Origin of the sequence: Vibrio sp. 10N.239.312.D08 (assembly GCF_041466145.1) — a bacterium.
Taxonomy (GTDB): domain Bacteria; phylum Pseudomonadota; class Gammaproteobacteria; order Enterobacterales; family Vibrionaceae; genus Vibrio; species Vibrio crassostreae_C.
This window is the reverse complement of record NZ_JBFSSD010000013.1, coordinates 94,870-121,464: the sequence shown is the minus strand read 5'-3', so window position 1 is coordinate 121,464 and position 26,595 is coordinate 94,870. Positions and strand designations below refer to the sequence as shown.

The window sequence follows — 26,595 nt, the reverse complement described above, 5'->3', positions numbered from 1 at the left end:
CTAAAAATAAGTATCAAAAAAGTAAAAATGGAGCGAAACATTCTTGGTTCTATAGGCGTGTGATTAAGTGGCGGTAATATCGGTTACCGTGTGCTATTTTGATACGAAATTAACGCCACATTGTGACTTTTCTCTCGTTTTGTATGGGTAATTTAATGCAATGTCGGATCTGAAATATAAGCATGTAAATATAGGTTTCCAGCCCAATCAGGGTAGCTTGTAATCGCCAGCGACACATTGTAATGATTATCGACTTGGCTTGTTATCTTTTCTTTGGGCGTTTTTCGACTAAACCGTTACGCTCTAAACCACGTCGAACGCTGCTGCATAGTTTACCAAAGCGGCGCAGTTCTTCGAAGTTAGGGCCTTGGCCAATGGAAATACTGTGCTCCCAATACATTAACTCGCTGTCGACCATCTCAAGTAGTTTCTTAGAGCAACCCGAGCAATTTCCTTTTGGACCACAGATAAACGTCTCTGACTCGTAAAGTGGGAGTTCGTTTTTAACTTCTTCAATTAAGTTAAGCATTGCCGAGTTTAAGTCTGGCTTTTTGGATGTAATTGGCTTCAAGCTTGGTGCTTGAGTTGCAATTAATGGGGAAGTCAGTTTGTTAGGTTGTAAATTCAAAGCAGCTGATGACATATCAAAGGCCTCAAGGAGAGAAGAAGGTGGGCATGCTACTCTTCACAACAAAGTGAATCTTGATGTAGTGCAATAAGCGTGGAGATATACCCAAAAGAGGTAGGAGCCACAAGCGGTTGTGACTCCTTATCAAAGCTCGCTACTAATGAGAGATTTTAGAATTCAGCGTCGAACTGGAATTCCATCCACTCTTTGGTGACTGGGTGGTGCAGCGCAAGTCTTTCTGCGTGTAAGTGCAATCGGTCGGCTTTATTGCCATACAAGCCGTCACCGACGATAGGCATGTTAAGGCCTTCTTGGTGTGAACAGTGAACACGCAACTGGTGTGTACGCCCTGTTTTAGGATGCAGGTAAACCTTAGTGGTTTGCCCGTTTCGCTCAATCACTTCCCATTTGGTTTCTGCTGGCTTGCCGTGTTCGAAGCAGACAATTTGACGAGGGCGGTCATACAAATCACCACGCAATGGCAGTCGAACATAGCCTTCATTTTCTGTTAGAACGCCTTCAATCATTGCCACGTAACGCTTTTCGACTTCACGAGTAATGAACTGCTTCTGTAAGCTCTTGTTCGCACGTCGTGTGAGAGCGAAGATTAGAATGCCAGAGGTCGCCATGTCTAAGCGATGAATCACAAATGGGCCTTCAACATCGGGATGCATTTCTTGAACACGTGTGTAGGCGGAATCTTTGATGGTTTTACCCGGCACGGATAGAAAACCTGCTGGCTTGTGTACTACCACGATGTGCTCATCTTGGAACAGAATATCCAGCTCTTTGCCTTCTGCTGGGTTCTCTAGCAATGGGTTTGGATCGACTTCTAGGCCTTTCATCATATGGCCTAAAATCGGCACACATTTACTCTGACAAGAAGCGTAGTATTTCTTGTGCTTGCGGATTTCCGACTTTGGAGAGCGGCCCCACCAAAATTCAGCCAATGCCAGTGGCGTGTAACCATGTAAGTACGCGTATTGCAGCAATTTAGGCGCAGCGCATTCACCAGAGCCAGCTGGTGGTATCTTGTTTGGCGTGTTTTCAAAGATTTGGTTAAGGTCTTCAACGTTTCCTTCCGCATTTTGGAAAGCGTATTGTGAAAACAACTTGTGTTGAAGCTGATGAGAAATGTGTGCTCTTTGCTCTTTTAGCTCAGCCAGTTGAGTGTTGAACACATCAACTTTAGCTTGCAACACTTGCAGGGTCTGTTCCCAGTTAAGTTTTAGGTACTTCTGCTGGTTCTTGTCGGCAACACTGGCTTTGTTTAGCTCATTATTTAGCTGTTCGAAAGCTTGCTCATCAAGGTTTTCTTTACCTTGTTCACGTTGTTCTTTACGCGTTTTTCGGCCTTCAATAATCAATAGACGTTGAGCTTCAATCTCTTGCTCGGCTTGCGCTTTTTGCTGTGCCAGTTGCTCGCACAATTCAAGGTATTCAGTATTTGCTTGCAGCGCTTTAAACTCAGCGTTGACAGCCATCATGTCGGCTGTGTCTTGATGGAAAAAGCTGTCGCTGCTGAGCATGTCGAACACGGGCGGTACAAAGTGAGGCAGTAGGTTTTGGTCGGCGATTTTCCCTGAAAAAGCAGAGAAGTACCCCAATTCACCTTCAGGGCTTTTCACCAATAACACACCAAACATTTTGCCGCGCCCAGCGTCAGAATTCAGTCCGAAGTCATGCTGCCAGTCGGTTTGAGTTTCTAGATATTGTTGAAGCTGATGAGAAGCGATTTCACACAGTGGGTGCGGTTCGTAGTAGAACGGGAATGTGAAACGCTCAGGCAACGAATATGACTCGATCGGCTGTTGAAAACGAGTGAAGCAATGCTCAGGTGTGTGGCTGTTTTCTGAGTCGTGCGTTGGTTTTGATGAGTGCATAGTCGTATTAATACTTATATCGTGGTGATAAATGGTTGTGAGTCTACTGTGTATGTTTAGAGACGTTAAACACAGTACAAGGCGGCGATTCTACTCTTTATCGAAAAGCGCCTCAAATAAGAAATGGTTCTATTACTGGATAGCTAAGCGAGACGGTTAATACTGAACCCATGAGTTATAGCTTGAACACCATTAATTGATGAGTAACTTCTCGTTTTTAATCATAGAAGACAATTTAACAAACCAAGGGTGGTAGCCTTGCTGCCCTCTTATGAAAACTAAGGTAACGTTATGATTCCACTCAATACTTCGATTGTTTCCGGTGTCGCTATTTCAGAGATCGACGGACAAATGAAAATGCTATTAATGAAGCGTGTTAAAGGTGAGTTTTGGTGTCATGTCGCAGGCTCGATTGAAGCGGGAGAAACAGGCTGGCAGGCTATCGTGCGCGAGTTTGAAGAAGAGACCCAAATTAAAGTGGAAGCTTTGTATAACGCGCAGTTTCTGGAGCAGTTTTATGAGGCGCACGTGAATGTGATTCAGCTAATCCCCGTGTTTGCAGTGCTATGCTCGCCCAACCAAGTGATTGAACTAAATGATGAACACACAGACTACCGTTGGTGCAATTTAGAAGAGGCAAAAGCGTTAGCGCCGTTCCCTAACCAACATGCCGTCTATGATCATATCTGGTCGTATTTTGTCGATAAGCCAGTCAATCCGCTTTACCGAGTGAAATTGAACTAATACTGGCTGTTTAAGATCTAGGACTTACCAAGGTAAGGGGTTAAAAAGGCGCTCACTTGCGCTTGGCATAACCCCACATCCACCTTCACGCCGTGCGATTCAAGGATGGCAACTCCACGACCATTATTACGAGGGTCTGGGTCTAGCATCGCCACGACTACGTGTTTTACACCTGCTTTAACCAATGTATTAGCGCAAGCGGGTGTTCTGCCGACAAACGAACATGGCTCTAAAGTTACGTAAGCGGTAACCCCTTCCATTGTTCCGTCCGTTTTGTCGTTATAGTTATTGAGTGCTTCAACCTCGGCGTGGTTTCCGCCGACTTTTTGCGTGTATCCAACAGACACCACCTTATCGTCTTTCACCAAAACACACCCTACTGGCGGGTTTGGTTGGCAATCAGGTAAGGCTTGGCGCGAAGCTTCGAGTGCTTGCAGCATGTATTGTTGGTTCATGGTCGTTACTCAGTATGACGAGAGAGCGTAGCAGCTAGTCGCCACGCGTGGTTGATGAGTTGGTTGATTACTAACTTAATAAGCTAATAAGTGGGGCATGTTCGATCTGATTGGACTTTTAGTCAATGGTTTTAGCGTTTGAATTCGACTGCTAGTTAACTGTGACTCATCGTTAACTTGGGCCACTGGGTTAGCCAACCTTTGGATTGCACTCTTTGATCAAAGATATCTCGGCTACGCTTTGGATTGGGTGTGATTTGCAAATCAAACAAACTCTCTAAGCCAAAGGCAGAAATACACTCGATGTTTCCATGGAGGCTTTGTTTCACGGCGACGGCGGTTTCTTTCTCTGGCCAGTAACTCATCGCATCCAATGAGCCTTGGTAACGTTCATCCCCATTTCTAGTGTGCATGTAGGCTTGATTGCGAACTTGCCAATTCAGTTCGGGTAACCGTTGTTTAAGCTGAGCCTCGTATCTAAGATCCGATTCGTAAGAGGTATCAATGGGATCAAAGTAGATCACATCAATATCATTGAATGGAGTCGGGGAGGCATAACCATGCTGGTGATCCCAAACGAGGTTTCTCACAAAGCCCGCAGCGACATAACACTGCGGCAAATCCAACTGAGCGACACAGTCTAAAACCTTCATTCGTAAGGGATCTTGTTTGATCAACGTGACGATGCGTTTGGCTAGCGGATGTATCATTATGATGTCGGAACATCAGTGACTTGGTAATGACGTGTCACGTTCTGGGAGATTTCACCCCATTCAGAGGCTTTTACTCGCTGTTGGTGCATTTCGAATGCTTCTCGGCTAGTGAATTCTTCATACACTTCAAAGCGATTAGGTTGAAGCGTGCTTTGACTGACTCGAAACACAATACAACCAGGTTCTTCTAGTGTCAGTTCTTTGTGCACAACCAAGGCATGTGTCACTGCTTCTAGGTCGTTGTCTGGCACTAGAATATGCCCTTGCAGAATTACTTTACTCATAATTACGTCTATTTAATTTGGTCCATTACGGCTTTTTTCTATCAAAAGCTCTATCCGTTACAAACATAATCCCATTTTGATGTTGTAACGTATAGGCTAATGTGGCGATTAATTGTTCACATTGAATACATCGTTGGTTACAGCGTAACTTTAGGGGCGATGTGAGCAATAAAAAATAAGACGTTGGAACTAAATCCGCGTTGGTCCGGTCTATTAAATTAGTATCATTGAACTGTATTGATACTGAAATGAATTTGTCATCTGAGAGAACTAACCTTAATTTTGAACAGCGGCTCATAGGATTGATTTGAGCCATAGTTGATATCTAGGTCGTACTTTGATGTAAATGGTACTCAAAACTCTATATATTTTGTGATTTGTATCATTGATCTGGGCATCAAACACCGTTAGATTCGAATAGTTGGCAATAAAAATAGCTCATGAAGAGCAGTTAAAGAAAAGGAAATATCCCTTATGAAAAAAATGAGAAGAGCACAGCTTCATCGCGTTCGTATCCAATACTGGAAAGACACGTCAAAAGAAGCATCAAAGAAATAAGCTTTAAATCGTAAAGCTTTATAAAGCTGAAAAGCTTAATCAAATGTAAAACGCAACAAACCGATTTCATTAGCACTCTCAAGGACCTTCATCTGGTCGGCGACTAACGAAATCATCCCCAAAGAGCTGGCAGGCATTAACAACAATGCATTCAATGTCAGCTCATTAATACCTCCTCTAAGTTTATCTTCGTTTGTTAAACCTGTTACCCCAAACTAAAGCTCGTTCCTTGTTCCTTGTTCCTTGTTATCGCATCCCTGTACTCGTTAACGTCTTGATAATAAAAAAGCTCCCGATTTCTCAGAAGCTTTGATTTAGATTTTGATATCTGATGTGACTGCCCGATAAAGGCTCGTGCTTAGGATAGACTCTAACGTTGGAACAGCGTCTTTAAGCTCACATCGTCCGTTCTATTTAGCTTTAGGCTCAGTAGATAGCCACCAACACCGATCAGTGCGTAAATACCTAAAGATAAAATCGGCGCTTCTGCAATCGCACTTAATGGGTTGCTTGCTATGAGTACATTCATTGGTAATGACGCGATGAGAGATAGGAAGTCATTGATGCCATAGAACCCAAACACTGCGACAGAGAGGAACTTAATCGCATAGCTTGAGATGAAAATGACAAGCAATGGAGAGTTTACCAGCTGCGAAATCGCTAGAGTGACGGTTGCCAGTGGCAATAAAACCAGTGCAACTAACATCATTCGTCCAAAAAACGCGACCCAGTTGCTCAGCACATAAAACAGAGATTGTTGTTCAACCAATAGCGCCAGTTGTTGTTCACTTGAGACGTTCAATATCCAGAATAGAAAATCTGCGAACAGTACTAACAATGCACAGATAGCCGGAATCACCACTAAACCGAAGCCGAGTTTCACACCGTGAGTCATTGCGTTAGATACCGGCATACTTCTCCAAAACATCGAACTGCCTTCTTGGCGCTCTTTACGCAGCGTTTTAGGGATGTAAAGCGTTGATAGGATCAGTGAAATAAGGCCCGCGCCAAAGTAGATCACTGAGTTGAGGTCTTGTGCGAACTCTCTGTGGATGTCGCTCACGTCACCGTTCACTTGCATTTCGAAGAAAAACTCATGCTGCGCTGCGCCATTGAAGAACAGACTAACGAACAGTAAGAAACCACATAACGCGACAAACAGAGGCAATCGAGTGTTAATTTTGTGCTCGATGAGTTCTTTTTCTAGCATGTAAAAACTTGGATGCATTATGCCTTCTCCGTCTGTGTTGCAAGGAATAGATCTGCGAGACCAACGTTATAGATGTTACCCAGTGATTCAACCTGCGCTTTGTATTGACCTTCCAATAACCACTTAGTGGTGCCCAGGCCTGATTGCGAGGTCAGTGGGTTGAGTTTCTGTATCTCGCTTGAATGGTTATTTGCGACTTCGATAATGAAATAGTCATTTTCGATGTCTTCCATGCTCTTTTGCAGCACACAATGGCCTTGTTTTAAAATCAGAACATCCGTTAATAAATGTTCAATCTCTGAAACCTCATGGCTTGCAATGATCATGGCGCGTTCGCCGTCGTGGAACCACTCAAGTAGATGGCGATAAAAAGTATCGCGGTACAGTAAATCTAGGCCAATTGTAGGCTCATCTAAGATCAACACTTGGGTGTCAGTCGCGATGATGATCGCAAGGTGAAGTTGTACCTTCATTCCCTTAGAAAGCTGCTTGATAGTCGAAGAGAGCTTGATGTTGGTGCTGCTTAGCGTCTGTTCTGCTTTTTGCTTGTTGAAGCTAGGGTGTACACCTTGGGTGTATCTAAGCAGTTGCTTAACGGTCATCCACTCGGGTAACACGTTAACATCTGAAATGTACGACAAGTGCAGCATGAGTTCTGCATGCTGGTGGATAGGGTGGTAGCCATTAACCTCTATCTCACCTTGATAGCTGTGTCCACCAAGCAGTGATTTGATCAGTGTCGATTTCCCTGCGCCATTATGGCCCAGCAGTCCAAGCACTTGCCCCGGTTTTAACTCAAAGCTGATGTTCTCGACACCCACTTGATTTGAATAGGTTTTGGTTACGTTTTTCACGGAAAGTAACGTACTCATGACTTGTCCTTTATATGTTGTGCTAGCTGTTTCACGAGTTCTTCGACACTCATATCAATGATGCTTAGCGTCTCAGCGATGGCTGGGATCTGTGTGTTGATGAATGATTGGTGTGCGGACTCTTTCAATTTTTGAAGTGCCCCTTCGGCCACATACATGCCTTGGCCGCGTTTTTTCTCTACCAAGCCTTCATCCACCAGTAACTGGTAGCTTTTCATGACAGTAAGGTGGTTGATCTTGAGATCGGCGGCAACCGCACGCACAGAGGGCAATGCTTGTAGTTCTAGCCAAACACCCTGAAGAATTTGGTCACTGATCTTGGCGGCAAGCTGCCTAAAGATCGGCTGGTCGTCTTTCCATTCGGTCATAATTAAAACTGCATGGTGATATATATGTGTATAACACTAACCTATTTATTCGAGTTGGCAAGGATTTTATGAAAGTGCATCGGGTATTTTTATATTTAGATAAAGCACGTTTGGTGGGGAGGGCACTTGAAGCCTACATCCTTGTGGGCTCTCAAGCAGCTGTATAAGCGATGATTATTTGAATAGGGAATGGTTGCTGATCAAGATTTCTATTAGGCTGGGCCTATTGCTCCTTTGAGTCATTAGGCCGGCTATATAGGTAACCTTGATGTAAGTTGTAGCCTAACTGACACAAGATATATTGCTGCCTACGCGTCTCGACACCTTCATAAATCATTGTGATATTTGATAGGCGTCCAATCTCCGAGATATTGAGCAATACACCCTGATGATGCTCTCCTGACTCGATATCCTTAACAAAGCAACGATCCAGTTTTAGATAGGCCGGAGAGATAACATTGATGATTTCGATGTTGTTATTGCCCGTACCAAAGTCATCCAGAGCGATAGTGATACCAAGCTTTTTGATATCCTTAATGTTATCGATAACCTCACACCCATAGCCAATGTTCGAATATTCAGTAATCTCTACGACAAACTCATTCGCTTCCATCGCGGCTAAATGCTCTCTGAGCCTTGCGAAGTTCGACCCTACCAAAGCACTCGGACACACGTTGACACCATAGATCTCATGGCTGTTGTTTAACTTCGCTTTTCTGACTGTCTCGATGAGTAAAATAGTATGAAAGGTGAGTAAATTGGTGCGTCTCATGGTGTTGATGAAGCTTAAAACGCCAACGTTACGCACACGAGATAACAACTCGTAGTAGAGAACGCAGTTGTCTTCGGTGTTGATGATCGGCTCTTCTTCAAAGGAGATGTGTTTCCAACGAAACAGGTAGATCACGAAACCCAGAATATAGGAGCGATAAAGCAGGGTGGCGAGTATCAGAGAAAGCGCAATCCATAGTGCAACAATGTCGTCACTGTAGAAGGTGATGGTTGCACCCGTTGGTAGGGGGGTTTGATAGATAGATTTACTCTCTTCGCCAAGGTTTAAGATGTGGTAACCATTCTTCTGGATGGAAATCGAATCGACTAATAGAGGCAATAGTGAGTTCTTGTATCGAGCTTCGATAGATCGTTTAGATATTCGAGCAACCATCTCAATGTCGTGCTCGGTATCCATGAAGCGTGAATAGGCAAAGTCAGCACTATCGTAGAAGTCGTCTAATTGATTGAGCTCTATCATCTTAGAACGTGTTTTAGAGATATAGCAGGAGTCATAAGGTGTGGTCATGACGACAGAATCAAGGTTGAGCGAGTGCCTTAGCGAGTGCACAGCCCCGTGGCTATCGCAACTGTAGTCCATGACTTCTGCGGCAATGTGTTTGGTGTTCTCACTGTATTCATTCGCAATCTTCGTCGTATAAAGGATTTGGAAAAAGTAGACAACGAAGAGGAAAAATGAAGAGATGGTGAACACGGTTATCAGAGCCTTAATCAGTTCTCTATGATAGGTGTTGAACATCATTTTCAACATTTCTATCTGACTGGGCTTGAATTGATTGATGTCGTACTTTGGTGCGACGCAGTTTGTAGAGCTCTTATCGAGATCGATGAAGTAACCCACTTTATAAAGGTTAGAGATAAGCTCGCTATTATTATCTATCTTTGCTTTTTTACATAAGTTTCGATACTTCTTTCTTATTGAGGCGATGATGTTTTTTAATGCATACAAACTAAACTCTTCATCAAAATGTAATTTAAAAGACTCTTCAACATCTCGTGCAGATTGAGGGTTAGATATTGATGAGTGTTCAATAAGGTATTTGAAAACAAAACTCTCTTTACTATTAAGAGTTTCCTCTGATATCTTATTACTGTCTCTTTTTATGTATATTTTTTCTTCATTGTAGATCAGTTGCAAGCTCTCATTATTGTTATTTATATTGAAAGAACAGTGCATAGCTTAACTCCTAAGCGATAGTTATTATATTTGTGTGATGGATATGTGATGGCTGGGATTTTCATTCAACACAAGAGTTCGATCTAAATAATATAACCAAAATGTCACCATTTTATCTCAAGATGTTGATACTAATCGCAGAATTTGGGCTTTAATGAAAGGTTATGGAGATGTTCACCCAAAAGTTGAATTTATAAATGAAAGCCAATGATTTACAAGGGGTAAGGGGGATTTATCCATTTGTTTTGGTATTTATCCATTTCACAGCTTCTACGCGGTAGGTTTAGCGACTGGATTTAGAGGTTTCTAATGTAGCTTCTGATGGTATTCATTCGGTTTATCGATGTGTGAGATTTATCAGAATTTTTCATTATAAAATTAAATTATGTCATTTTATGTGATATTAATATAATTTATGTGGCGTATTGTTTTGGTGATTTAATTAAAGTAATCAATGATAGAATTAATTATATTTGTTGAATGATTGACTTTAATTTATTCTGTTACGAAATTTAAATAATTAAACTTTAAGGTGAGATATTTAAAATAGGGAAAGGATGATTTTTATCATGATGTGTTGATTAAAGAATTTTAATGGAATTATTATTGACATATGTATCAAATATGTGTCTATGTAAATATTAATCGGCTAGTGATGAAAATAAGATATGAATGAGGTTGGTGTTATACCATGAGCACTGCCTAAAAGTATAAGCAGCAACAAGTTAGATCAATTAGTGTTATTTTTGAGCAAATGTTAGCGTAACCACATGATATTCAAAGATCTGTTGCGGTGGCTTTGTGTTAACTATGGAAGCGTGCAATCGTTGAGTATTTAACATGCACCATCAAGCACCACGATCTGTGGTTCTTTTTCTGGCTGATAAAGCACCTGACAAAAGTCTCCTTCTGGCGAATAGGTGTAGTTTTCGGTGTCGAAAGAGATGGCGGCTACTCTTTCTGCATTGCTGCCAGAGTCTACTTCTTTGTTGATGACATGAAGCTCTGTTGCGTCGATATTGAGCAGTCTTCTTAGTGAGTCAACATAGGCGATTGGGTAACCATGACAAACGTAGTAGGTCTCAATCTCCGTCTTTTCAACATAGTTGCACTCATCCTCAACGCCAGCAATCGCTGACTTCGCGTAGATCATATCGATACCCGTGCGAAGGTTACCAGCCACATCATGTATTTTACTCGCCCGAGCACTTCCTTGAACGTCTAAGAACTTGACCATAGCTGTCGCCGAAACGATCGCTAAAATTAATACAGAGATGATGAGTTCTAAAAGAGTGAAGCCGTTTTGTCTGTTCATGGTTACCGATTATTTGCTCTGCTAAAGGGACGGAATGAGGGTAATCTAAATACCAAAGTCATTACAGTTAGTGGGTATAATGGTTTGGTGTTTTATTGTGTGAATTTCTAAGTAATTTTCTTTATAAACAATAGCTTAATTATTTCCTCTTACTGTTAAACGCTATGTAAGCATACGTAAGCGTACACACCCACAGCAGCCGATTGTTTAGGAAGCATTCAAACGACTTAATTTATTGATAAATAAGTCTTTAATTGTAGGATTGTCGACCATTCAAAAACTGACTTTCGACTTCATTTGAGGGAATTGGTTTACTAAATAAAAATCCCTGAAGATACTGGTATCCACAATCGATTAAGAACGCTTTATGCGTTTCGGTTTCGACACCTTCAGCAACCACTTTTAGCCCCAATTTTTCACAGATAGCATGGGTGGCTTGGACAATCGCTTTGCTCCCTTTGTGTGAACCGTGGACGAAGCTTTTATCGAGTTTCACGGTGCTAATCGGTAAGTCATGCAACATCGACAGTGACGAGTAGCCTGTGCCAAAGTCATCAAGGTGAAGCTCTACGCCCAATTTAGAAATATCGCTTAACGCTTGCCTGACTTCACCATGCTTGAAGATCATGGAAGATTCGGTGATCTCAAGGGCGATGCTTTGAGGTTGGATATTGTAGAAGTTCAACATTGCTAATAGCTGCTCGGCAAAGGTCGCGTGCATCTGAATACTCGAAATATTGATACTCATCATCAACTCACTATCAAACTCACGTTGCCATATCGATAGCTGTTTGAGTGCAGAGTTCAGAACCCATTTCCCGAGCGGTACAATCTGCCCCGTCTCCTCCGCTAAGCTAATAAACTCATCAGGGTCTATGTTACCTAGCTCTTTGTCTGACCATCGAAGCAAGGCTTCAAACCCTTTCACCTTGTCGCTGTTGGTGTTCATGATCGGTTGATAGTGAAGGTTGAGATCGTCGTTTTCTATGGCGCGTGCCAGTCGATGGCGGATCTCTACTTTGCGATGCAGGGTTTGTGCTAAGTCTGGGGTAAACGTTTGGAAGCGGTTTCGACCATTCGCTTTTGCAAGATGCATCGCCATACCCGCTTGCTTTAGCAATGTTTCTTGGTCAACCGCGTTATCAGGGAAATGCGCGGTACCTATGCTGCAACCGACAGATAAACTGCCGATGCCTCTGATATGGAAACTTCGGTTTAAGGCATCAATGATGCGAGAGCAAAGTAGTGGGATATTTTGATTTCGGCAGGTGTGGGCAATCACAATGAATTCGTCGCCACCAAATCGCCCTATCATGCATTTCTCATCAACCAACTGTTTAAGGCGTTCACCAACCTGTTTGAGTCGTTGGTCTCCGACAGTGTGCCCATAAGTGTCATTAACTAATTTGAAGCCATCAAGGTCGACAAACATCAATTCAAACGGTGAGCGATAGGCAATGCTGGTTTCTAGAAGGTTGCTGATCCCACGGCGATTATAAAGCTCCGTTAAACAGTCGTGTTCTGCGTTGTATCTGGCTTTTATCAGCTTCTCTTTTTGCTTTGTTGTACAGGTTAGGTTTAGCAGCAGTTCGCTTTTATCAAAGAGCCACTTTCCTTGCACATCAAAATGGTGTGCTCTGAAGGAGGAAACCTTGATAAACCAAGGCGCACCGGTTGTTGGTTCTCTATTCTGTAAACGTGTATGTACAAAAGTGATTACTATGTTTTGCGTACGGTAAATGTAGGGCTCTGATTCCAATATTGATGATCTATGACCAGTATATATACTGCCTTCGCTTTTAATAAATACTGGTGATAGGAATGTCGAAAACCAAAGTGCTCATTGTTGAAGATGACCAAGAGATAGCTCGTCTAACGACGCTTTACCTCGAAGCTGAAGGTTACAATGTTAGCGTTGTTCATGAAGGGAACTTGGCACTTGAAGCGATCCGTAGTATTGAACCTGATTTAGTGCTGTTGGACTTGATGCTTCCAGGGATGAGCGGCGCGCAAATTTGCCGTCAAGCCCGTGAGTTTTACAATGGAATGATTTTAGTGCTAACGGCTTCCGCCGATGAAATGAGCGAGGTCAGCTTGTTTAAATTTGGTGCGGACGATTACGTTGCCAAACCGATTCGTGGCCATGCCTTGTTAGCGCGAATTGAAGCGTTATTGCGTCGAGCGACTCCCGTAAAAACTGCGCAAGAAACTACGGCTGAAAAACAGTGCGATATTGTAATCAACAGCTCTGCTCAAAGTGCCACGCTCTACGGCCAAAACCTCAAGCTTACTTCTGCTGAATTTGAAATCTTAAACCTTCTCGTTAATAACATCTGTCAGGTCGTGACTCGAGACCAGTGCTGTCAGTTATTTAGAGGGATAGATTACGCGTTCAACGACCGCTCGATTGATATGCGCGTGTCTGGGTTACGCCGAAAGCTGCGCATTCACGCAAAAGACAAACAGTTGATTCGTACGGTTCGCAACAAGGGGTACATGCTGGTTGCGTAAGTTCATTGCTACGAAGCTTCGCTCGGTTTCGATGTTTGCTCGCTTATACCTTGGGATTGTGACTGGGATGTCGGCAACGATATTTTTGTTCTTGAACCTTGGTGAGGGGTACATGCGACGCACCGAGATCGAAACCTTCCTCAATGATGGCATCTACTTTGCGGAGCAGTATGTTCGTCAACACAATCAAGAAAACTCACTCTATAAAGAGCTCGATAGAACAGGCTACCAACAATTTTATATCTTCAATTTACGCCTGTTGGAGAATTGGTCGGGCGAGGCGCCTTGCCAACAATGTGAGTTATACACAACCTTAAACGGTGTGCCGATATATCTAAGTGATGACAACCTCTATTCGACCGTGTTTCAGCTACCAAACTCTAAATTCAGTTTTGGCTTCAGTGAGGTAGGGGACTTTTTCTCTCCTGACATTGAATGGTACGAAGACTCAGAACGACACTTTTTGTTAGGGCTGTTGTTGGCTGTGATTGTGGCGATTGGAGCAAGTGTTTACTTACCTGTGAGGCGTTTTCAAGAAAGAATAGAGTTGCTCGTCGAGAAGCAGAAACAGTTTGGTAAGGGCAAGCTTAGTACTCGATCTGACATGGACGACATCCATCCTGTTTCTGATTTGGCCAGCAGTTTTAACTTCATGGCTGAAGAGATCGAAAGCAAAGTAAAACAAAGTCATATTTTCGCTCAAGCTATCCCACACGAAGTACGAACTCCGCTAAGTCGTATTCAACTGGCGACCGATATCCTAAGAAGGGGAGCCCCCGATAATCATCAGGTTCTTTTCGATGACATTGATACCTACATTGAGGATATCAACGAGCTCACGTCAGAAATCATCATGCTGTCGAAGTTGAATGTCATGGATAACTCTTTCTTTGAGCTCGTTAAAGTGACCTCCGATCTTCGTGAGTATTGCCTAGACCGAATTCGTTACTCGAAACTAGACAATGCCACCTTTGAATCTAAGGTACAGCTAGAGTGCAAGATTAAGTGTGATTGCTCAATGGCACGCTTGGTGTTCGATAACGTTCTCAAGAATGCGGTTAATTACACACAAGACAAAGTGTGGATGACGCTGGATGAGAACTCAGAAAACTGGCTGGTGGTGATTGAAGACAATGGTTCTGGAATACCGGAGAATAAGCGTGATGAGGTATTCCTTCCGTTCTCTCGACTAGACTCAAGCAGAACGTCGACCAACGGTGGATTGGGGTTGGGCCTCGCGATTGCTCTATCGGCGGCTAAAAAACTTTCTTGGGATATCAAAATCGACGACAGCAACCATGGTGGTGCCAAGTTCAGTATCGTGATTCCTAAGATCGCATAAACTGTAGCTTTAAGAACTCTTCAGGCTCGTCAAATAACAAAGCCACGGACTAATACCGTGGCTTTTTCATATTCCTATTTACAAGCGAGTGACTTCTTAGTACTACTGCTTAGAGCTTAGAGCTTAGAGCTTAGAGCTTAGAGCTTAGAGCTTAGAGCTTAGAGCGATGAAGGCCATAAATAGCGTGGTCAATGATGCGACCATTCAAGTTTTCGTTACGCGTGATGATACCTTCTAACGTGAAATGTAAGCGCTCACAAACCTTGCGGCTGCTTTGGTTACCGGTTGCGGCTGATATCTCTACCTTTTCCATATCTAACTCATTGAAAGCAACATCAATCAGCTTCTGGACAACGCGCGTCACAATCCCCTTTCCTTGGTATGTCTCAGATAACCAATAACCTATCGTCACCTTTTGCTTATCATGATCAATAGTATTGAAACTGCAGTTACCGACGACCTTGTCTTGATACACGATCGCACAGGTCATGCTTTTCCCTTCCGCATAATCGTGTAGCGAGCGTTGGATGAAGATCCTAAAGTCTTGCTCGGTTTTACAATGTGGCGGCCACACGAGCCATTGACTTAGGTACTCATTCTGGCTTTGTGAGATTTCCGCGTAGTGAGAAGCGAAGCTCTCTTCAACCAATGCGATGGAGAGTTCGTTGTCGATAACCGTTTTAAACATGTTTTTCCTTTTCTTATGGCTGCTTATTTAAGCGAATCTTAGTCGGCAGGCTATAATGTCGCATGATTTTTAATATGCAACCATTTGTAGCACGGATTTTTCGTGATACATTGGTTCTATCACGAAACTCATTAAACCTTACAATAGTTGTGTATATAATCATTAGCTATGCATTAGTATTAGCGGCCTAAATATATAAAAAATATAAAAATGCTAGGCTTAAATAATGAATCAACATTGCCAGGACGTGACCGTGGACTTAAGGAAGGCTCTATTCGGTATTGCTAAGGCGCTTGATAACGTCGGTTTCGAAAGTAAAAATCATGGACAGAGAGTGGGCTATATCGCGTATCGATGTGCTCTGAGTGTGGGGTGGGAAGAAGAGCAAGCGCAGCTCGCGTTTTCGTTAGGCTTGATTCACGACTGTGGTGTCTCGCAAATTGATGAACAGCTCAGTTTAACGTCTGGGTTTGTACCTGACTCAAGCTATCACCATTGTCAAAAGGGCTACCAAATCTTAAAAGAGTGCCCAGTTCTTTCTATATTTGCTAAGCCGGTTCTTTATCACCATACTCCGTGGTCTGAGCTAAGGGCTATTCATATCAGCGAGTTAGAAAGAGAACTAGCTGCCATCGTGATGCTTGCCGATAGAGTCGATTATCTATACGGCATAACCTCTTCTGATCGTTATGGAAACCTAACACCAGATGGCAAAGCGAGCATCATTGAACGTTTGACTGAACAAGCGGATGAGATGTTCGAAACCAACCTTGTGCAACACATGTGCGAGTTGGTTGATTTGGATGACTTCTGGTTTTCTATGGAGATTCCATACATCGAGAACATGAGGGATAACTTTGAACCTGTGCCATTTTTCTCCCAGCAAATGTCGCTGGATGAGACGGTGGCCTTTGCCGAGTTTATCGCCAATGTTGTTGATACCAAAAGTTCGTTTACCTTTAAGCACTCTTTAAAGGTTGGGCAGCTTTCAGAATACCTCGCCAAACAGCTGGGTTATTCCTACACCACTCAGCGCAAACTCTATCTGGCTGGGTTAGTCCATGATATCGGTAAACTGCAAACTCCTAATGACATTCTGCATAAGCCGGATTTACTCACTGAAGAAGAGTATTGCTGTATTAAACGCCATGCAACGGACACTCGATTCGCATTGCAGGAGTTGTTCAGTTCACCTCAGGTTTGTCAGTGGGCATCTGATCATCATGAAAGGTTAGATGGTTCGGGTTACCCAATGGGAAAAACGGCGGAAGAGTTGGATCAACCCAGTCGAATTGTTGCTGTGGTGGATGTGTTTCAAGCGCTAACTCAGTCTCGACCTTATCGTGGAGGCATGACGTTAGAAGAGACTCTCGCTATTTTGAGGGACCACGTTGATAACTTTAAGTTGGATCGAGAAGTGTTTGAGTGCCTTAATAAACACGCGCAATATTGCTTTGAATTATCGACAGACAAACGAATGTACGCGTTTTAACGCCACTGAATGCTTTCGAGGTGTGACGCCTAAACTCATACTCGGTCGAAATGACTAAACACCAGAAACAGAAAAGCGATAGCCGAGGCTATCGCTTTTTTTAATGGGGGCTTATCAGGATTTTTAGATCGAGATTAGTATCGCTTTAAGATCTCGATGATCGCTTGCTCAGTTTCCGCTGCGATGATGGCATCAATGTCATTATCATTTTGGAACAACTCTGATAGCGCCATAATCGTATGGATGTGGCTATCTGAGTCCATCGCCGCCAGAGTAATCGAAAGGTAAACGTCACCGTTGTCTTCTGACTCTAAATCAACACCCTTTTTGAATACCGTTACTTGCAGTGATGCTTCGTTCACACCATCTTCAGGGCGAGCATGAGGCATCGCAATTTTTGGTGCCAGAACATAGTACGCGCCGATGTCCTTGTGCTTTTGCTTGATAGCTTGAACATAATCTGTTCATTTCATAACGTTCCGTTACAAACCCTTGTTATTGACTGATGACTCAATAAATTTAACCCGATGTGTGAGCGAATTTATATAAATAACAATTATGTAAAATATTGATTTTATGAATGTTTACTCATTAAGTCGATTTTTGTTAGAACAGCCTATTCAAAACAATAAGATAGGTAAATCTATGAAAAAACTCGTCAGTTTACTGCTCGCTGCAGTATCGTTAGGGCTTTCTGGTTGTGCAACTGTATTAACAGCAGAACAAAGTGCGCCTCAACTCAATGAAGTTCCACAGGAAAAAGCGTTGACCGTCGCTGTAATCGATAAGAGACCATACGTTCTCGATCATGATAAAGAGCCAAAATTTGAGGGAATTATTCGCAGTTCGTTAGGTATTCCTTATACCTACAACACGGCGACACAGCAGCCAATGTCTCAATTTTTGACTGACAGATTGGTCGCAGGCTTGAAAAAACAGCAAGTAGCTGTTGAGTCGGTTGAGACGACGCCTGAAGAGGATATCACCAAGGTTGCTGAGCAGATGAAAGCATTCGACAACAAATCGATGATGTTTGTCTTGAATGAGTGGAAGTATGACTTCCACGCATTTACGGATAACTCTTGGTACAACGTTAATGTGATTATCTATGATGAAGCTGGTAATAAGCTACTCAGCAAAAATTTCCAAGGCGAGAATGATGTACCTGATGGTGGTGCAATCATCAATGAGATGCAACTGATCTACAAACAGCGTTTTGAAGAGATATTCCGAGATGCTGAAGTGAAAAGTGCCCTGCTAAACTAGTTATTCCCACTTTGATCTCATATTTTGAAAAAGCCACACTCTGTGGCTTTTTATTTTAATGATGGTTTTTTTGCATTATTTCTTGCTGGAAAAATTAATTATTGCGAGAAGTAGTTCGATTTGTACGCTTTATGACCGCGCGATCGTTTGCGTTAAAAAATGTGATGAAAGTCTCATTTAACTATTTATACTTCTCTTCCGGTTTTAAGCCGGTGCTTAGCCAATACAAGCCGTCACATGGATATGTGAATGACCCCACGGACCGGACCAGCTACGTTCCACTGCTTGTATAAGGTGATTTTTTACATGAACAACTCGTTGTTACATTCGCTAACCCTGTTAGCTCCTTCATCGCGTAGCGTTTTGCTTGCGGTTCTTTGTCCTTTTCCTTTGATGTCATTTGCTTGGCTCATGTTCACTCTTTAAGGATTACTAGGACACATTATGAATATTCTATTTGGTTTTGTCGGTGTTCTTGCACTGATTGCTTGCGCGTACCTGTTATCTGAAAGTCGTTCTTCAATTAACTGGAAAACGGTCTCTCGTGCACTATTACTTCAAATCGGTTTTGCAGCCTTAGTATTGTATTTCCCATGGGGACAATTGGCGCTAACAAGCCTAAGTAATGGTGTTTCTAGCCTGCTTGGTTTTGCAGACGTTGGTATCGCATTCCTTTTCGGTGACCTTGCTACTGAAGGCTTCATTTTCGCGGTTCGCGTGCTTCCAATCATTATCTTCTTCAGTGCTTTGATTTCTGCGCTTTATTACTTAGGCGTCATGCAAAAAGTGATTCAAATCTTGGGCGGAGCGGTGCAAAAACTGCTGGGTACAAGTAAAGCTGAATCTCTGGTTGCTACAGGTAACATCTTCCTTTCTCAGGGTGAGTCTCCTCTTCTTATTCGTCCCTTTTTAAAGTCTATGACTCGTTCGGAACTGTTTGCTGTAATGGCAGGTGGTATGGCGTCGGTAGCGGGTAGTGTACTTGGTGGTTATGCTGGCCTTGGTGTTGAGCTTAAATACCTTATCGCTGCAAGCTTTATGGCGGCTCCGGGCAGTCTGTTAATGGCGAAGATCATTGTTCCTGAGCGCAGCACACCAAGTGATTACGACCATATCGAACTAGATAAAGCTGACCAAAGCAACGTGATTGATGCATTGGCAAGCGGCGCGATGAACGGTATGAAGGTTGCGGTAGCGGTTGGTACTATGTTGGTTGCATTCGTGAGTGTGATTGCGATGGTCAACACTGGCCTAGAAAGCCTAGGTGAAACGTTCGGTTTTGCGGGTATTACGCTACAAGCTATCTTTGGTTACCTGTTCTCGCCTCTTGCATGGCTGATCGGTATCCCAAGTGACGAAGTATTGATGGCGGGTTCTTACATCGGTCAGAAGATCGTTATGAACGAGTTTGTTGCTTTCATCGACTTCGTTGAGAACAAAGCTCTGTTATCTGAACACAGCCAAGTGATCGTGACTTTTGCTCTATGTGGCTTTGCTAACATTGGTTCTATCGCGATTCAGTTAGGTTCAATCGGTGTTATGGCACCAGAGCGCCGTGCTGAAGTTGCAAACTTAGGTTTGAAAGCTGTAGCTGCTGGTACGCTAGCAAACCTAATGAGTGCATGCTTAGCGGGTATTTTCATCCTGCTTTAAGCTATATTCAGTTAAAGCGGACACTTTACTTACGGAGTTAACGTAAGGAGGGTGTCCGCTTTTTTGTGCCTGTTAATCAGGCGAAATCAGGTTTTGGCCGTCGACTGTGATTTGTCTATCGTGAGTAAAAGCTCACTCGGAAGAGTAATAGAGCCAGTTCCTTTTATCCGATATACTTGAATATCATCAGGTTGCGATTAATAACATTCGATTTCGATTGAGAATATTCGGTTCCGACTAAGCATATCCGCTTTCGATTAGGAACAATGGCAACCAAGCTAAATTAATCAAGGGTCTCTCCATGAACATTCGCGTTCTCATCGGTCTTATTGTTACCTTCATTGGCTTGTTTGCGATGGTTTACCTAATTGCTGGCGGCGCTCAGTTTCCTATCTACCAGTGGCCAAAAGAGGCTTATCTCGGTTTGGTGTTCAGCGTGGTGTGGGGGGCTGGTGTCGCAGCGTCTGTAGCGTATTTCTTCTCGGCATTGGTGTTTGTTACTGTCGCCGTGGTTTGCTATGCGATCGGTTATAAAATCGGTGGGCTCTTTTCAAGCAAGTCAGAAGCGTAAAGCTGAAGTTTAAACGTACGCTTTTTGTATTTTCTTTTGGGGTTAACGTTCGCCTTAACCCTCTCTTAACCCCCAGCTCGTTATCTTGTCTCCATTCTTACAGGAGACAAGAAGATGAAATTGAATCTTCCTTTAAAACATTCCCTTATTTCACTTGCTCTAATCGGATTGATGGGTTGCACGACAACCAGTCAGGCCGACTATGTTTCACTCGCTGAGCAAAGCACTAATCAGACACAACAAAGCTTACTCGCAGAGCTGATTCAACAGGCTTCTAGTGATCAAGCGTCGACTCAACAAGATCGAGACGCGGAAAACCTACAACTGACCGATTTAGTGAATGCACCGGAGCTCGATCTCTATATCGAGCGCGCTCTGCAGAACAGCCCAAGCCTCCAACAAAGCATTACAGCACTCAAAATAGCTTATGCGCAGCAAGGTGTAACTTCAGGTGATCGCTTACCAACCGTCGATGCGAGCTTTTCTGGTCAAGCTGACGAAGGCACTAACGGCTCAAGCACTACTGAAACCTACACCACTGATGTCACGGTTGGTTGGGAGCTCGATCTATGGCAGAAGCTTGCAGACACAAACAACGCTGCTTTGAAAGACATTGCGACGTCTCAGGCTAACCTTCAGGGCGCTCAAGATCTTTTGGTCGCGAGTGTGATGAGAGGTTGGCTTGATATCAGTTTGAAGCAACAGCTTGTTGATATTGAAACGCAGCGTTTGGTGATTCTAGAAAACAATGAAGAACTTGTTTTAGAACGTTATCGAGCAGGGCTAGGTAGCCTTGAAGATCTAGATAATGCAAAAACCAGCAGCGCATCGACTCAAGCAACCTTAGCTGATTACCGTGAGCAGCTTGCACAAAGTCGACGTGAGTTGGTTTTGTTAACAGGGCAATGGAGTGGTGAGTCTGATGAGCTATCCCTTGCTGAGCTCGGTTCATTCCCAACCATCATTAATCCGCTAGAAAACATGCCGACACAAGATCTAGCAGGTCGTCCCGATCTTCAAGCCGCTTTCTTTAATATCGAAGCAGAAACATTGCGTGCTGACGCGGCGTACAAAGCGATGCTGCCATCTATCAGCTTATCTGCCAGCCTAACCGATATGGCGGATTCTCCGAGCGAAGCTCTGCTTACCGGGCCTTTGTGGAGTGCGCTTGGCCAAGTGTCAGCACCACTGTTTCAAGGTGGCAAGCTAAAAGCGCAGGCAGAAATTGCTGACCTAACCACAGAAACCAGCTACTGGGCTTACCAAGAAACACTGCTCAATGCGGTGAATGAAGTGGAAAACGCAATGGGGCAAGAGTCCTCATTAACGCTTCAACAGCAACACCTAACGAACGCCTTGGTAAGCGCACAACGCAGCTTCACTAGCTATGAAGAGAAATACCGTCAGGGCTTGGTCGACATTTTTGATCTACTTACTGTTCAGCAGCAAACCTATGACCTTGAAGCGCAGTTAACACAAACCATTTATAACCGTCTCGTAAACCGAATTGATTTAGGCCTAGCTCTGGGCTTGGGAGTATCTTCATGAAACTGAACACCATCACAATTGCAATCACCTTAGTTGCTGGTTCAAGCATTTTTGCTGCCCTTGCTTACAATGGTTCACAAGTGGCTCCTGCTCCTAAAAAGACGAATGAACTAACGGTTTCAGAGCCTCAAGCTACGCCTATTCAAACCAAGTCTATTGATACGACGACCTTGCCAGCTTCACAACAACAGCAAGTGTCTGTGGTACTTGTCACTCTCGGTGACTACCAAGCAGAAGTGGTGGGGTACGGAGAAGCGAAGTCGCGTTATGAGCTGATGTTTTCGACGGAAGTTGGTGGTCGAGTAGAGACAATCAGCTCGCAGTTTGAAACTGGGCAAGTGATTGGCCAAGGTGAAGTGATCGCTAATATCGATTCGACCAGTTACCAACAAGCGGTAACCCAAGCGAAGGCGAATGTTGCTCAAGCTCAACTGGATTTATTGGAAGAACAGAGGCAAGGCGAACAAGCTAAGTCTGAATGGCAACGTTCTGGTTTGTCTGGCGAGCCGGATTCACCTTTAGTATTACGTGAGCCACAACTGGCACAAGTAACAGCAGCCTTGGAGAACGCCAAGCTAGAGTTGGTAAAGGCTGAGCAAGACCTCGAAAAAACAACCTTGGTTGCCCCTTTTGATTCGTTGGTCGTGAGCCGTGATGTTCAACCGGGAAGCTACGCACAAACGGGCGCTCAGATAGCCACGTTATACAGCGTTGATGAGGTTGAAGTTTCTGTCCCCCTTTCTGAAAGCCAATGGTTGAGCCTACCCAACAGCGATAACACCCAACTGAAAGAGCAGCCGTGGCCAGTGACTCTATCGAGTTCTGATGGTCAATTCCAATGGCAAGGTTATGTTGAGCGAGTAGAGCAGCATTTACAACAAGACACGCGTCAACGTTCATTGATCGTTAAAGTCGATAATCCTTTGGAGCAAGAGAAAGATCTTTATCCAGGCACGTTCGTGCAAGCAACGATCTCGGGTAAGCAACTAACTCAATTGTGGGAGCTTCCGGCTTCTGCACTTTCGCAACAAGGTGACCTGTGGTTTGTGGATGATAGCGGTCAACTTTCGAAATCAAACGCGAATGTTGAATTTGAAAAGGGTGGTTTGATTTATATCGACCCTACCAAACTGGGCGTGGAAATTGGTGACAGTGTACAAGTGGTTAAGCGTCCGTTAAGCAGCTTTAAAGCGGGCATGGTCGTTCTGGCTAAGGCGGAGGGTTAGTCATGTCTCATGAGTTGAAACCGAATAACCAAGCGGACAGTAACCAGAAGCCAACTAAACCACACACTGGCGCAATCGCATGGTTCGCGAATAACTCTGTAGCGGCGAATTTGTTGTTAGTGGGCGTGATCATCATCGGTCTTTTATCGCTTAACACGCTACGTAAAGAAGCATTTCCAAGCCTTGAACCCGATGTGGTAACTGTATCTGTGACCTATGACAGTGGTGACCCTATTCAGGCGGAAGAAGGCCTAGCGATTAAGATTGAAGATGCGTTAGAAACCGTACCGGGCATTAAGCGTATTACGTCAACGTCTGATGCGAATGGCAGCCATGTTTCGATCGAAAAAACCAGCACTTACGATCTTGATACCCTATTAGCCGACGTAAAAACCAAGGTAGATGCGATCAATAACCTGCCTTCTGGCGCTGATAATCCTGTGATTGATAAAGCTCGCATGCAAGATCATGCCTTATGGGTACAGCTTTATGGGGATGCAGACAGAGCAACGCTGCAGAGCTTAGCCGAGCAATTGAAATCAGATCTACTGAGCCAGTCATCCATTCGTGATTTGGAAATCAAAGCCAAAGCCGATCCTATGATCTCGGTTGAGGTTGATGAGAACAAGCTACAGGCTTACGGCTTAACTCTGACTGACGTTTCTGAAGCGATCAATGCGGAATCTTCTGCGGCTATCTCGACTAGCCTTCGCAATGGCGAAAAAACGGTTCGTTTGAAGGTTTCTGAACAGGCGTATGAGATCCAAGATTTCAATGCGATTCCGGTGATGACGACGACTGACGGTACGCAAATTACCTTGGGTGATATTGCCAATGTAGAAGACATGTTTGCCGACGACACTTTCATGCTGTCTCGCTATAACCAACAGAATGCGATGGCAATTCAGATCGTGATGGATGAATACGGAGACGTCGTCAGCATTGTTGAACAAGCAGAGAAAGTGGTAGAACGCTGGGAAAACAGCAACATGCTGCCGAGCGATGTCGAAATCGAAACTTGGTACGACAAAAGTACCATGATCAAAGACCGCTTAAGCCTATTGATGAAGAACGCGCTCACCGGTATTGCATTGGTGTTCATGGTGTTAGCGGTATTCTTAAACGTGCGTGTCGCTTTCTGGGTAGCAGCTGGCTTACCGTTTGTCTTTTTTGGCACCATGTTCTTCATGACAGATACCTTCATGGGGTTAACCATCAATGAAATGACCACCTTTGGTTTCATTATGGCGCTCGGGATAGTAGTCGATGATGCGGTGGTGGTTGGGGAAAGTATCTATTCCACGCGCAAAGAAGAAGGCGATTCGATAGGCAGTACTATACGAGGCACCATGAAGGTGGCATCACCAACTATATTTGGTGTGTTAACGACAGTTGTTGCCTTCTTAGCGTTAGCGAATGTTGACGGTAAAATGGGGCAAATTTACGCTCAATTCGGCACGGTCGTGACTATCTGTTTGTTGCTGTCTTTAGTTGAGTCTAAGTTCATTCTGCCATCGCACCTTGCTCATATTAATACTAAGCGTAGTGAGAAGAAGGGGCTGTGGGCTCGCGTTCAACATGCTGCCGATACTGGGCTAGGTTGGTTTAATAAGCGTATCTACTGCCCCGTAATTGAATGGGCGTTGAAACTGCGTTATGCGGTAGTGATGGTTTTCTTGTCATTGCTTATTTTAGTTGCTGGGTTACCAATGACGGGGGCGGTTCGTGTAGCGTTCTTCCCTGATATGCCGGGCGATACGGTAACTGCCGATATGTCGATGCAAAACGATGCGAGCTTTGGTCAAACACAACAAAACTTGTTGGTGCTTGAAGCGGCGGCAACCCAAACGGATGAAACTCTGAGAGCGCAATACGGTGCTCAAGATGAAGCATCTGAACTGCTGAGTCTTCAAGTTATCGCGGATGCTGATGACTCTGGTCAAGTTAAAATTGAATTGGACAGCGACAGTGTCTACACATCGAATGAGTTTGCTGATGCTTGGCAAGAGACTGTGGGCCAGATGGAAGGGGTTAAGAAGCTCAAAGTCTTGTCTAAAATGGAGATGGTCGACAACTTCAAAGTAGAATTGAAAGCGTGGAACGAAGAATCAGTGACTGCGGCGGGTAATGAGTTCTTAACCAAGCTGCAAGCGATTGAAGGTGTGAGTGGTATTGACCATAACTTGGATCTTGGTGAGCCTCAGTATCGTTTTGAATTAACACAGCAAGGCCGTGCGTTAGGCTTTGATACTGCAAGTCTTTCACAGCAAGTATTGCAAGCGTTTGGTGGTGATATTGTTCAGCAGTTCCAACGTGGTAAGGATGAGGTAAAAGTCCGTGTGCGCTACCCAGAATCGGATCGCCAAACCATTGCGGATATCAAGCAATCGAGCGTGAGAACCAACGACGGTACCGTGGTGCCTTTGAGCACCGTGGCTGAAGTATATTCTGATTACCAAGTATCAGAGATCACACGTATTGATAGCCAACGAGCGGTGTACATCAGTGCAGTATTAGATAAAGACGTGGTTGCACCTGCTGAGCTTGTTCATCAGTTGCAAGACACATTAGTACCCGATTTAGAAGCGCAATACCCGGGATTAACGGTCGACTTTGCTGGCGAAACGGAAGAACAAGAAGAGACGGCTAGTTCAATGATGAGTATGTTCATACTTGCCATGATAGCGATTTATACGCTGCTTGCTATCCCGCTGAAGTCTTACATTCAACCTGTGATCATCATGACAGCGATTCCATTTGGCATTGTTGGGGCAATCTTAGGGCACTGGTGGAATGACTTAACAATCAGTATCCTATCGTTAAACGGTATCCTTGCGTTGAGCGGTGTGGTGGTGAACGACAGCTTGTTGTTGGTTTCTCGTTTTAACGAGCTAATCAAAGAGAAAGGTAAGTCGGTTCACGATGCGATTGTTGAAGCGTGTTCTGGTCGACTAAGAGCCGTGTTACTCACATCGGTCACCACGTTCGCAGGTTTGACGCCACTATTAAGTGAAACGTCTCTGCAGGCTCAGTTCCTGATCCCTGCGGCAGCGGCGCTAGGCTACGGTATTTTGTTTGCGACGTTTATTACACTGATTCTAACGCCAGCATTGTTAATGATTCAGTGTGAGATTAAGTCTCTGATTCTTAAAGTCACAAATCGAGTCAAAGGCGCTGAACAAACGGCTTAACAATAGCTAAGCTAATGATGATATCTAGGCTGATGATTGCCGAGCGAGCCTCAGCAACTTCGGTCTAGGTTCATTACCGAACAAGATATTAAAGATCACTACAAAGCT

The 26,595-nt window shown here is 43.9% G+C and carries 21 protein-coding genes and 2 pseudogenes; 10 read left to right on the top strand and 13 right to left on the bottom strand.

Translation table 11 applies throughout. The features are described from left to right. Window positions 1–262: 262 nt before the first annotated feature. Together AB6D58_RS09640 and AB6D58_RS09635 are read right to left on the bottom strand one after the other, a co-directional pair. On the bottom strand, window positions 263–643 hold the full coding sequence (locus AB6D58_RS09640) for a hypothetical protein (protein ID WP_017060579.1): 381 nt from the start codon (window positions 641–643) through the stop codon (window positions 263–265). A 155-nt stretch (window positions 644–798) separates the two neighbouring features. Continuing rightward, complete coding sequence (locus AB6D58_RS09635) at window positions 799–2,511, bottom strand: pseudouridine synthase (protein WP_372157123.1); 1,713 nt, start codon at window positions 2,509–2,511, stop codon at window positions 799–801. Between the two features lie 291 nt (window positions 2,512–2,802). Between AB6D58_RS09635 and AB6D58_RS09630 the strand changes: the two genes are divergently transcribed. After that, window positions 2,803–3,255, top strand: coding sequence for an NUDIX pyrophosphatase (locus tag AB6D58_RS09630; RefSeq protein WP_372157121.1), 453 nt, complete (start codon window positions 2,803–2,805; stop codon window positions 3,253–3,255). A 17-nt stretch (window positions 3,256–3,272) separates the two neighbouring features. Here the strand turns inward: AB6D58_RS09630 and AB6D58_RS09625 are convergent, their stop codons facing one another. The 9 genes and pseudogenes from AB6D58_RS09625 to AB6D58_RS09585 form a co-directional block, all read right to left on the bottom strand. Further along, window positions 3,273–3,710: a bifunctional diaminohydroxyphosphoribosylaminopyrimidine deaminase/5-amino-6-(5-phosphoribosylamino)uracil reductase RibD gene (locus AB6D58_RS09625; RefSeq protein WP_102428769.1), complete on the bottom strand. Its 438-nt coding sequence runs from the start codon at window positions 3,708–3,710 to the stop codon at window positions 3,273–3,275. A gap of 155 nt (window positions 3,711–3,865) precedes the next feature. After that, window positions 3,866–4,420 carry a nucleotidyltransferase family protein gene (locus AB6D58_RS09620; protein ID WP_372101046.1) on the bottom strand — a complete coding sequence of 185 codons (555 nt, stop codon included), beginning with the start codon at window positions 4,418–4,420 and terminating at the stop codon, window positions 3,866–3,868. Further along, complete coding sequence (locus AB6D58_RS09615) at window positions 4,420–4,707, bottom strand: putative quinol monooxygenase (protein WP_017060584.1); 288 nt, start codon at window positions 4,705–4,707, stop codon at window positions 4,420–4,422. Before AB6D58_RS09615 ends, AB6D58_RS09620 begins: the two co-directional genes overlap by 1 nt. Window positions 4,708–5,635: 928 nt before the next feature. Beyond that, a complete protein-coding gene (locus AB6D58_RS09610; RefSeq protein WP_372157120.1) occupies window positions 5,636–6,493 on the bottom strand; it encodes a hypothetical protein in 858 nt (285 codons plus the stop codon). After that, on the bottom strand, window positions 6,493–7,347 hold the full coding sequence (locus AB6D58_RS09605) for an ABC transporter ATP-binding protein (RefSeq protein WP_372098817.1): 855 nt from the start codon (window positions 7,345–7,347) through the stop codon (window positions 6,493–6,495). Before AB6D58_RS09605 ends, AB6D58_RS09610 begins: the two co-directional genes overlap by 1 nt. Beyond that, on the bottom strand, window positions 7,344–7,715 hold the full coding sequence (locus tag AB6D58_RS09600; protein WP_017060587.1) for a GntR family transcriptional regulator: 372 nt from the start codon (window positions 7,713–7,715) through the stop codon (window positions 7,344–7,346). Before AB6D58_RS09600 ends, AB6D58_RS09605 begins: the two co-directional genes overlap by 4 nt. Before the next feature lie 223 nt (window positions 7,716–7,938). Further along, window positions 7,939–9,684, bottom strand: a complete 1,746-nt coding sequence (locus AB6D58_RS09595) for an EAL domain-containing protein (RefSeq protein WP_372157118.1) — start codon at window positions 9,682–9,684, stop codon at window positions 7,939–7,941. Window positions 9,685–10,519: 835 nt separating this feature from the next. Continuing rightward, window positions 10,520–10,999, bottom strand: coding sequence for a type II secretion system protein (locus tag AB6D58_RS09590; RefSeq protein ID WP_017060589.1), 480 nt, complete (start codon window positions 10,997–10,999; stop codon window positions 10,520–10,522). 250 nt (window positions 11,000–11,249) lie between these two features. After that, window positions 11,250–12,638: pseudogene (locus AB6D58_RS09585) on the bottom strand (putative bifunctional diguanylate cyclase/phosphodiesterase); the annotation flags it as partial. A 182-nt stretch (window positions 12,639–12,820) separates the two neighbouring features. On the opposite strand from AB6D58_RS09585, the gene AB6D58_RS09580 reads away from it, so the two are divergent. Both AB6D58_RS09580 and AB6D58_RS09575 read left to right on the top strand, forming a co-directional pair. After that, window positions 12,821–13,510 carry a response regulator transcription factor gene (locus AB6D58_RS09580; RefSeq protein WP_017060591.1) on the top strand — a complete coding sequence of 230 codons (690 nt, stop codon included), beginning with the start codon at window positions 12,821–12,823 and terminating at the stop codon, window positions 13,508–13,510. Next, window positions 13,503–14,852 (top strand): sensor histidine kinase, encoded by a 1,350-nt coding sequence (locus AB6D58_RS09575; protein ID WP_372157116.1) that lies wholly within the window; start codon window positions 13,503–13,505, stop codon window positions 14,850–14,852. The genes AB6D58_RS09580 and AB6D58_RS09575 overlap by 8 nt, the downstream gene beginning before the upstream one ends. A gap of 151 nt (window positions 14,853–15,003) precedes the next feature. Here the strand turns inward: AB6D58_RS09575 and AB6D58_RS09570 are convergent, their stop codons facing one another. Next, window positions 15,004–15,540 (bottom strand): GNAT family N-acetyltransferase, encoded by a 537-nt coding sequence (locus AB6D58_RS09570; protein WP_017072204.1) that lies wholly within the window; start codon window positions 15,538–15,540, stop codon window positions 15,004–15,006. Window positions 15,541–15,766: 226 nt separating this feature from the next. On the opposite strand from AB6D58_RS09570, the gene AB6D58_RS09565 reads away from it, so the two are divergent. After that, window positions 15,767–17,032 (top strand): HD-GYP domain-containing protein, encoded by a 1,266-nt coding sequence (locus AB6D58_RS09565; protein ID WP_017072205.1) that lies wholly within the window; start codon window positions 15,767–15,769, stop codon window positions 17,030–17,032. Between the two features lie 134 nt (window positions 17,033–17,166). Here AB6D58_RS09565 and AB6D58_RS09560 read toward each other — a convergent pair. Further along, window positions 17,167–17,490: pseudogene (locus AB6D58_RS09560) on the bottom strand (PTS sugar transporter subunit IIA); the annotation flags it as partial. 187 nt (window positions 17,491–17,677) lie between these two features. Here AB6D58_RS09560 and AB6D58_RS09555 point away from each other — a divergent pair. The 6 genes from AB6D58_RS09555 (at window position 17,678) to AB6D58_RS09530 (ending at window position 26,487) form a co-directional block, all read left to right on the top strand. Beyond that, the gene (locus AB6D58_RS09555; RefSeq protein ID WP_017060596.1) at window positions 17,678–18,298 is read left to right on the top strand and encodes a hypothetical protein; all 621 of its coding nucleotides are present in this window, start codon (window positions 17,678–17,680) and stop codon (window positions 18,296–18,298) included. Window positions 18,299–18,742: 444 nt separating this feature from the next. Further along, a complete protein-coding gene (locus tag AB6D58_RS09550) occupies window positions 18,743–19,951 on the top strand; it encodes a NupC/NupG family nucleoside CNT transporter (RefSeq protein ID WP_017060598.1) in 1,209 nt (402 codons plus the stop codon). 301 nt (window positions 19,952–20,252) lie between these two features. Next, a complete protein-coding gene (locus AB6D58_RS09545; RefSeq protein WP_017060599.1) occupies window positions 20,253–20,522 on the top strand; it encodes a hypothetical protein in 270 nt (89 codons plus the stop codon). Window positions 20,523–20,636: 114 nt separating this feature from the next. Beyond that, a complete protein-coding gene (locus AB6D58_RS09540; RefSeq protein WP_102320598.1) occupies window positions 20,637–22,070 on the top strand; it encodes a TolC family protein in 1,434 nt (477 codons plus the stop codon). Next, window positions 22,067–23,296 (top strand): efflux RND transporter periplasmic adaptor subunit, encoded by a 1,230-nt coding sequence (locus tag AB6D58_RS09535; protein WP_372157114.1) that lies wholly within the window; start codon window positions 22,067–22,069, stop codon window positions 23,294–23,296. The genes AB6D58_RS09540 and AB6D58_RS09535 overlap by 4 nt, the downstream gene beginning before the upstream one ends. Before the next feature lie 2 nt (window positions 23,297–23,298). Continuing rightward, the gene (locus tag AB6D58_RS09530) at window positions 23,299–26,487 is read left to right on the top strand and encodes an efflux RND transporter permease subunit (protein ID WP_102320597.1); all 3,189 of its coding nucleotides are present in this window, start codon (window positions 23,299–23,301) and stop codon (window positions 26,485–26,487) included. The last annotated feature ends 108 nt before the right edge of the window (window positions 26,488–26,595 follow it).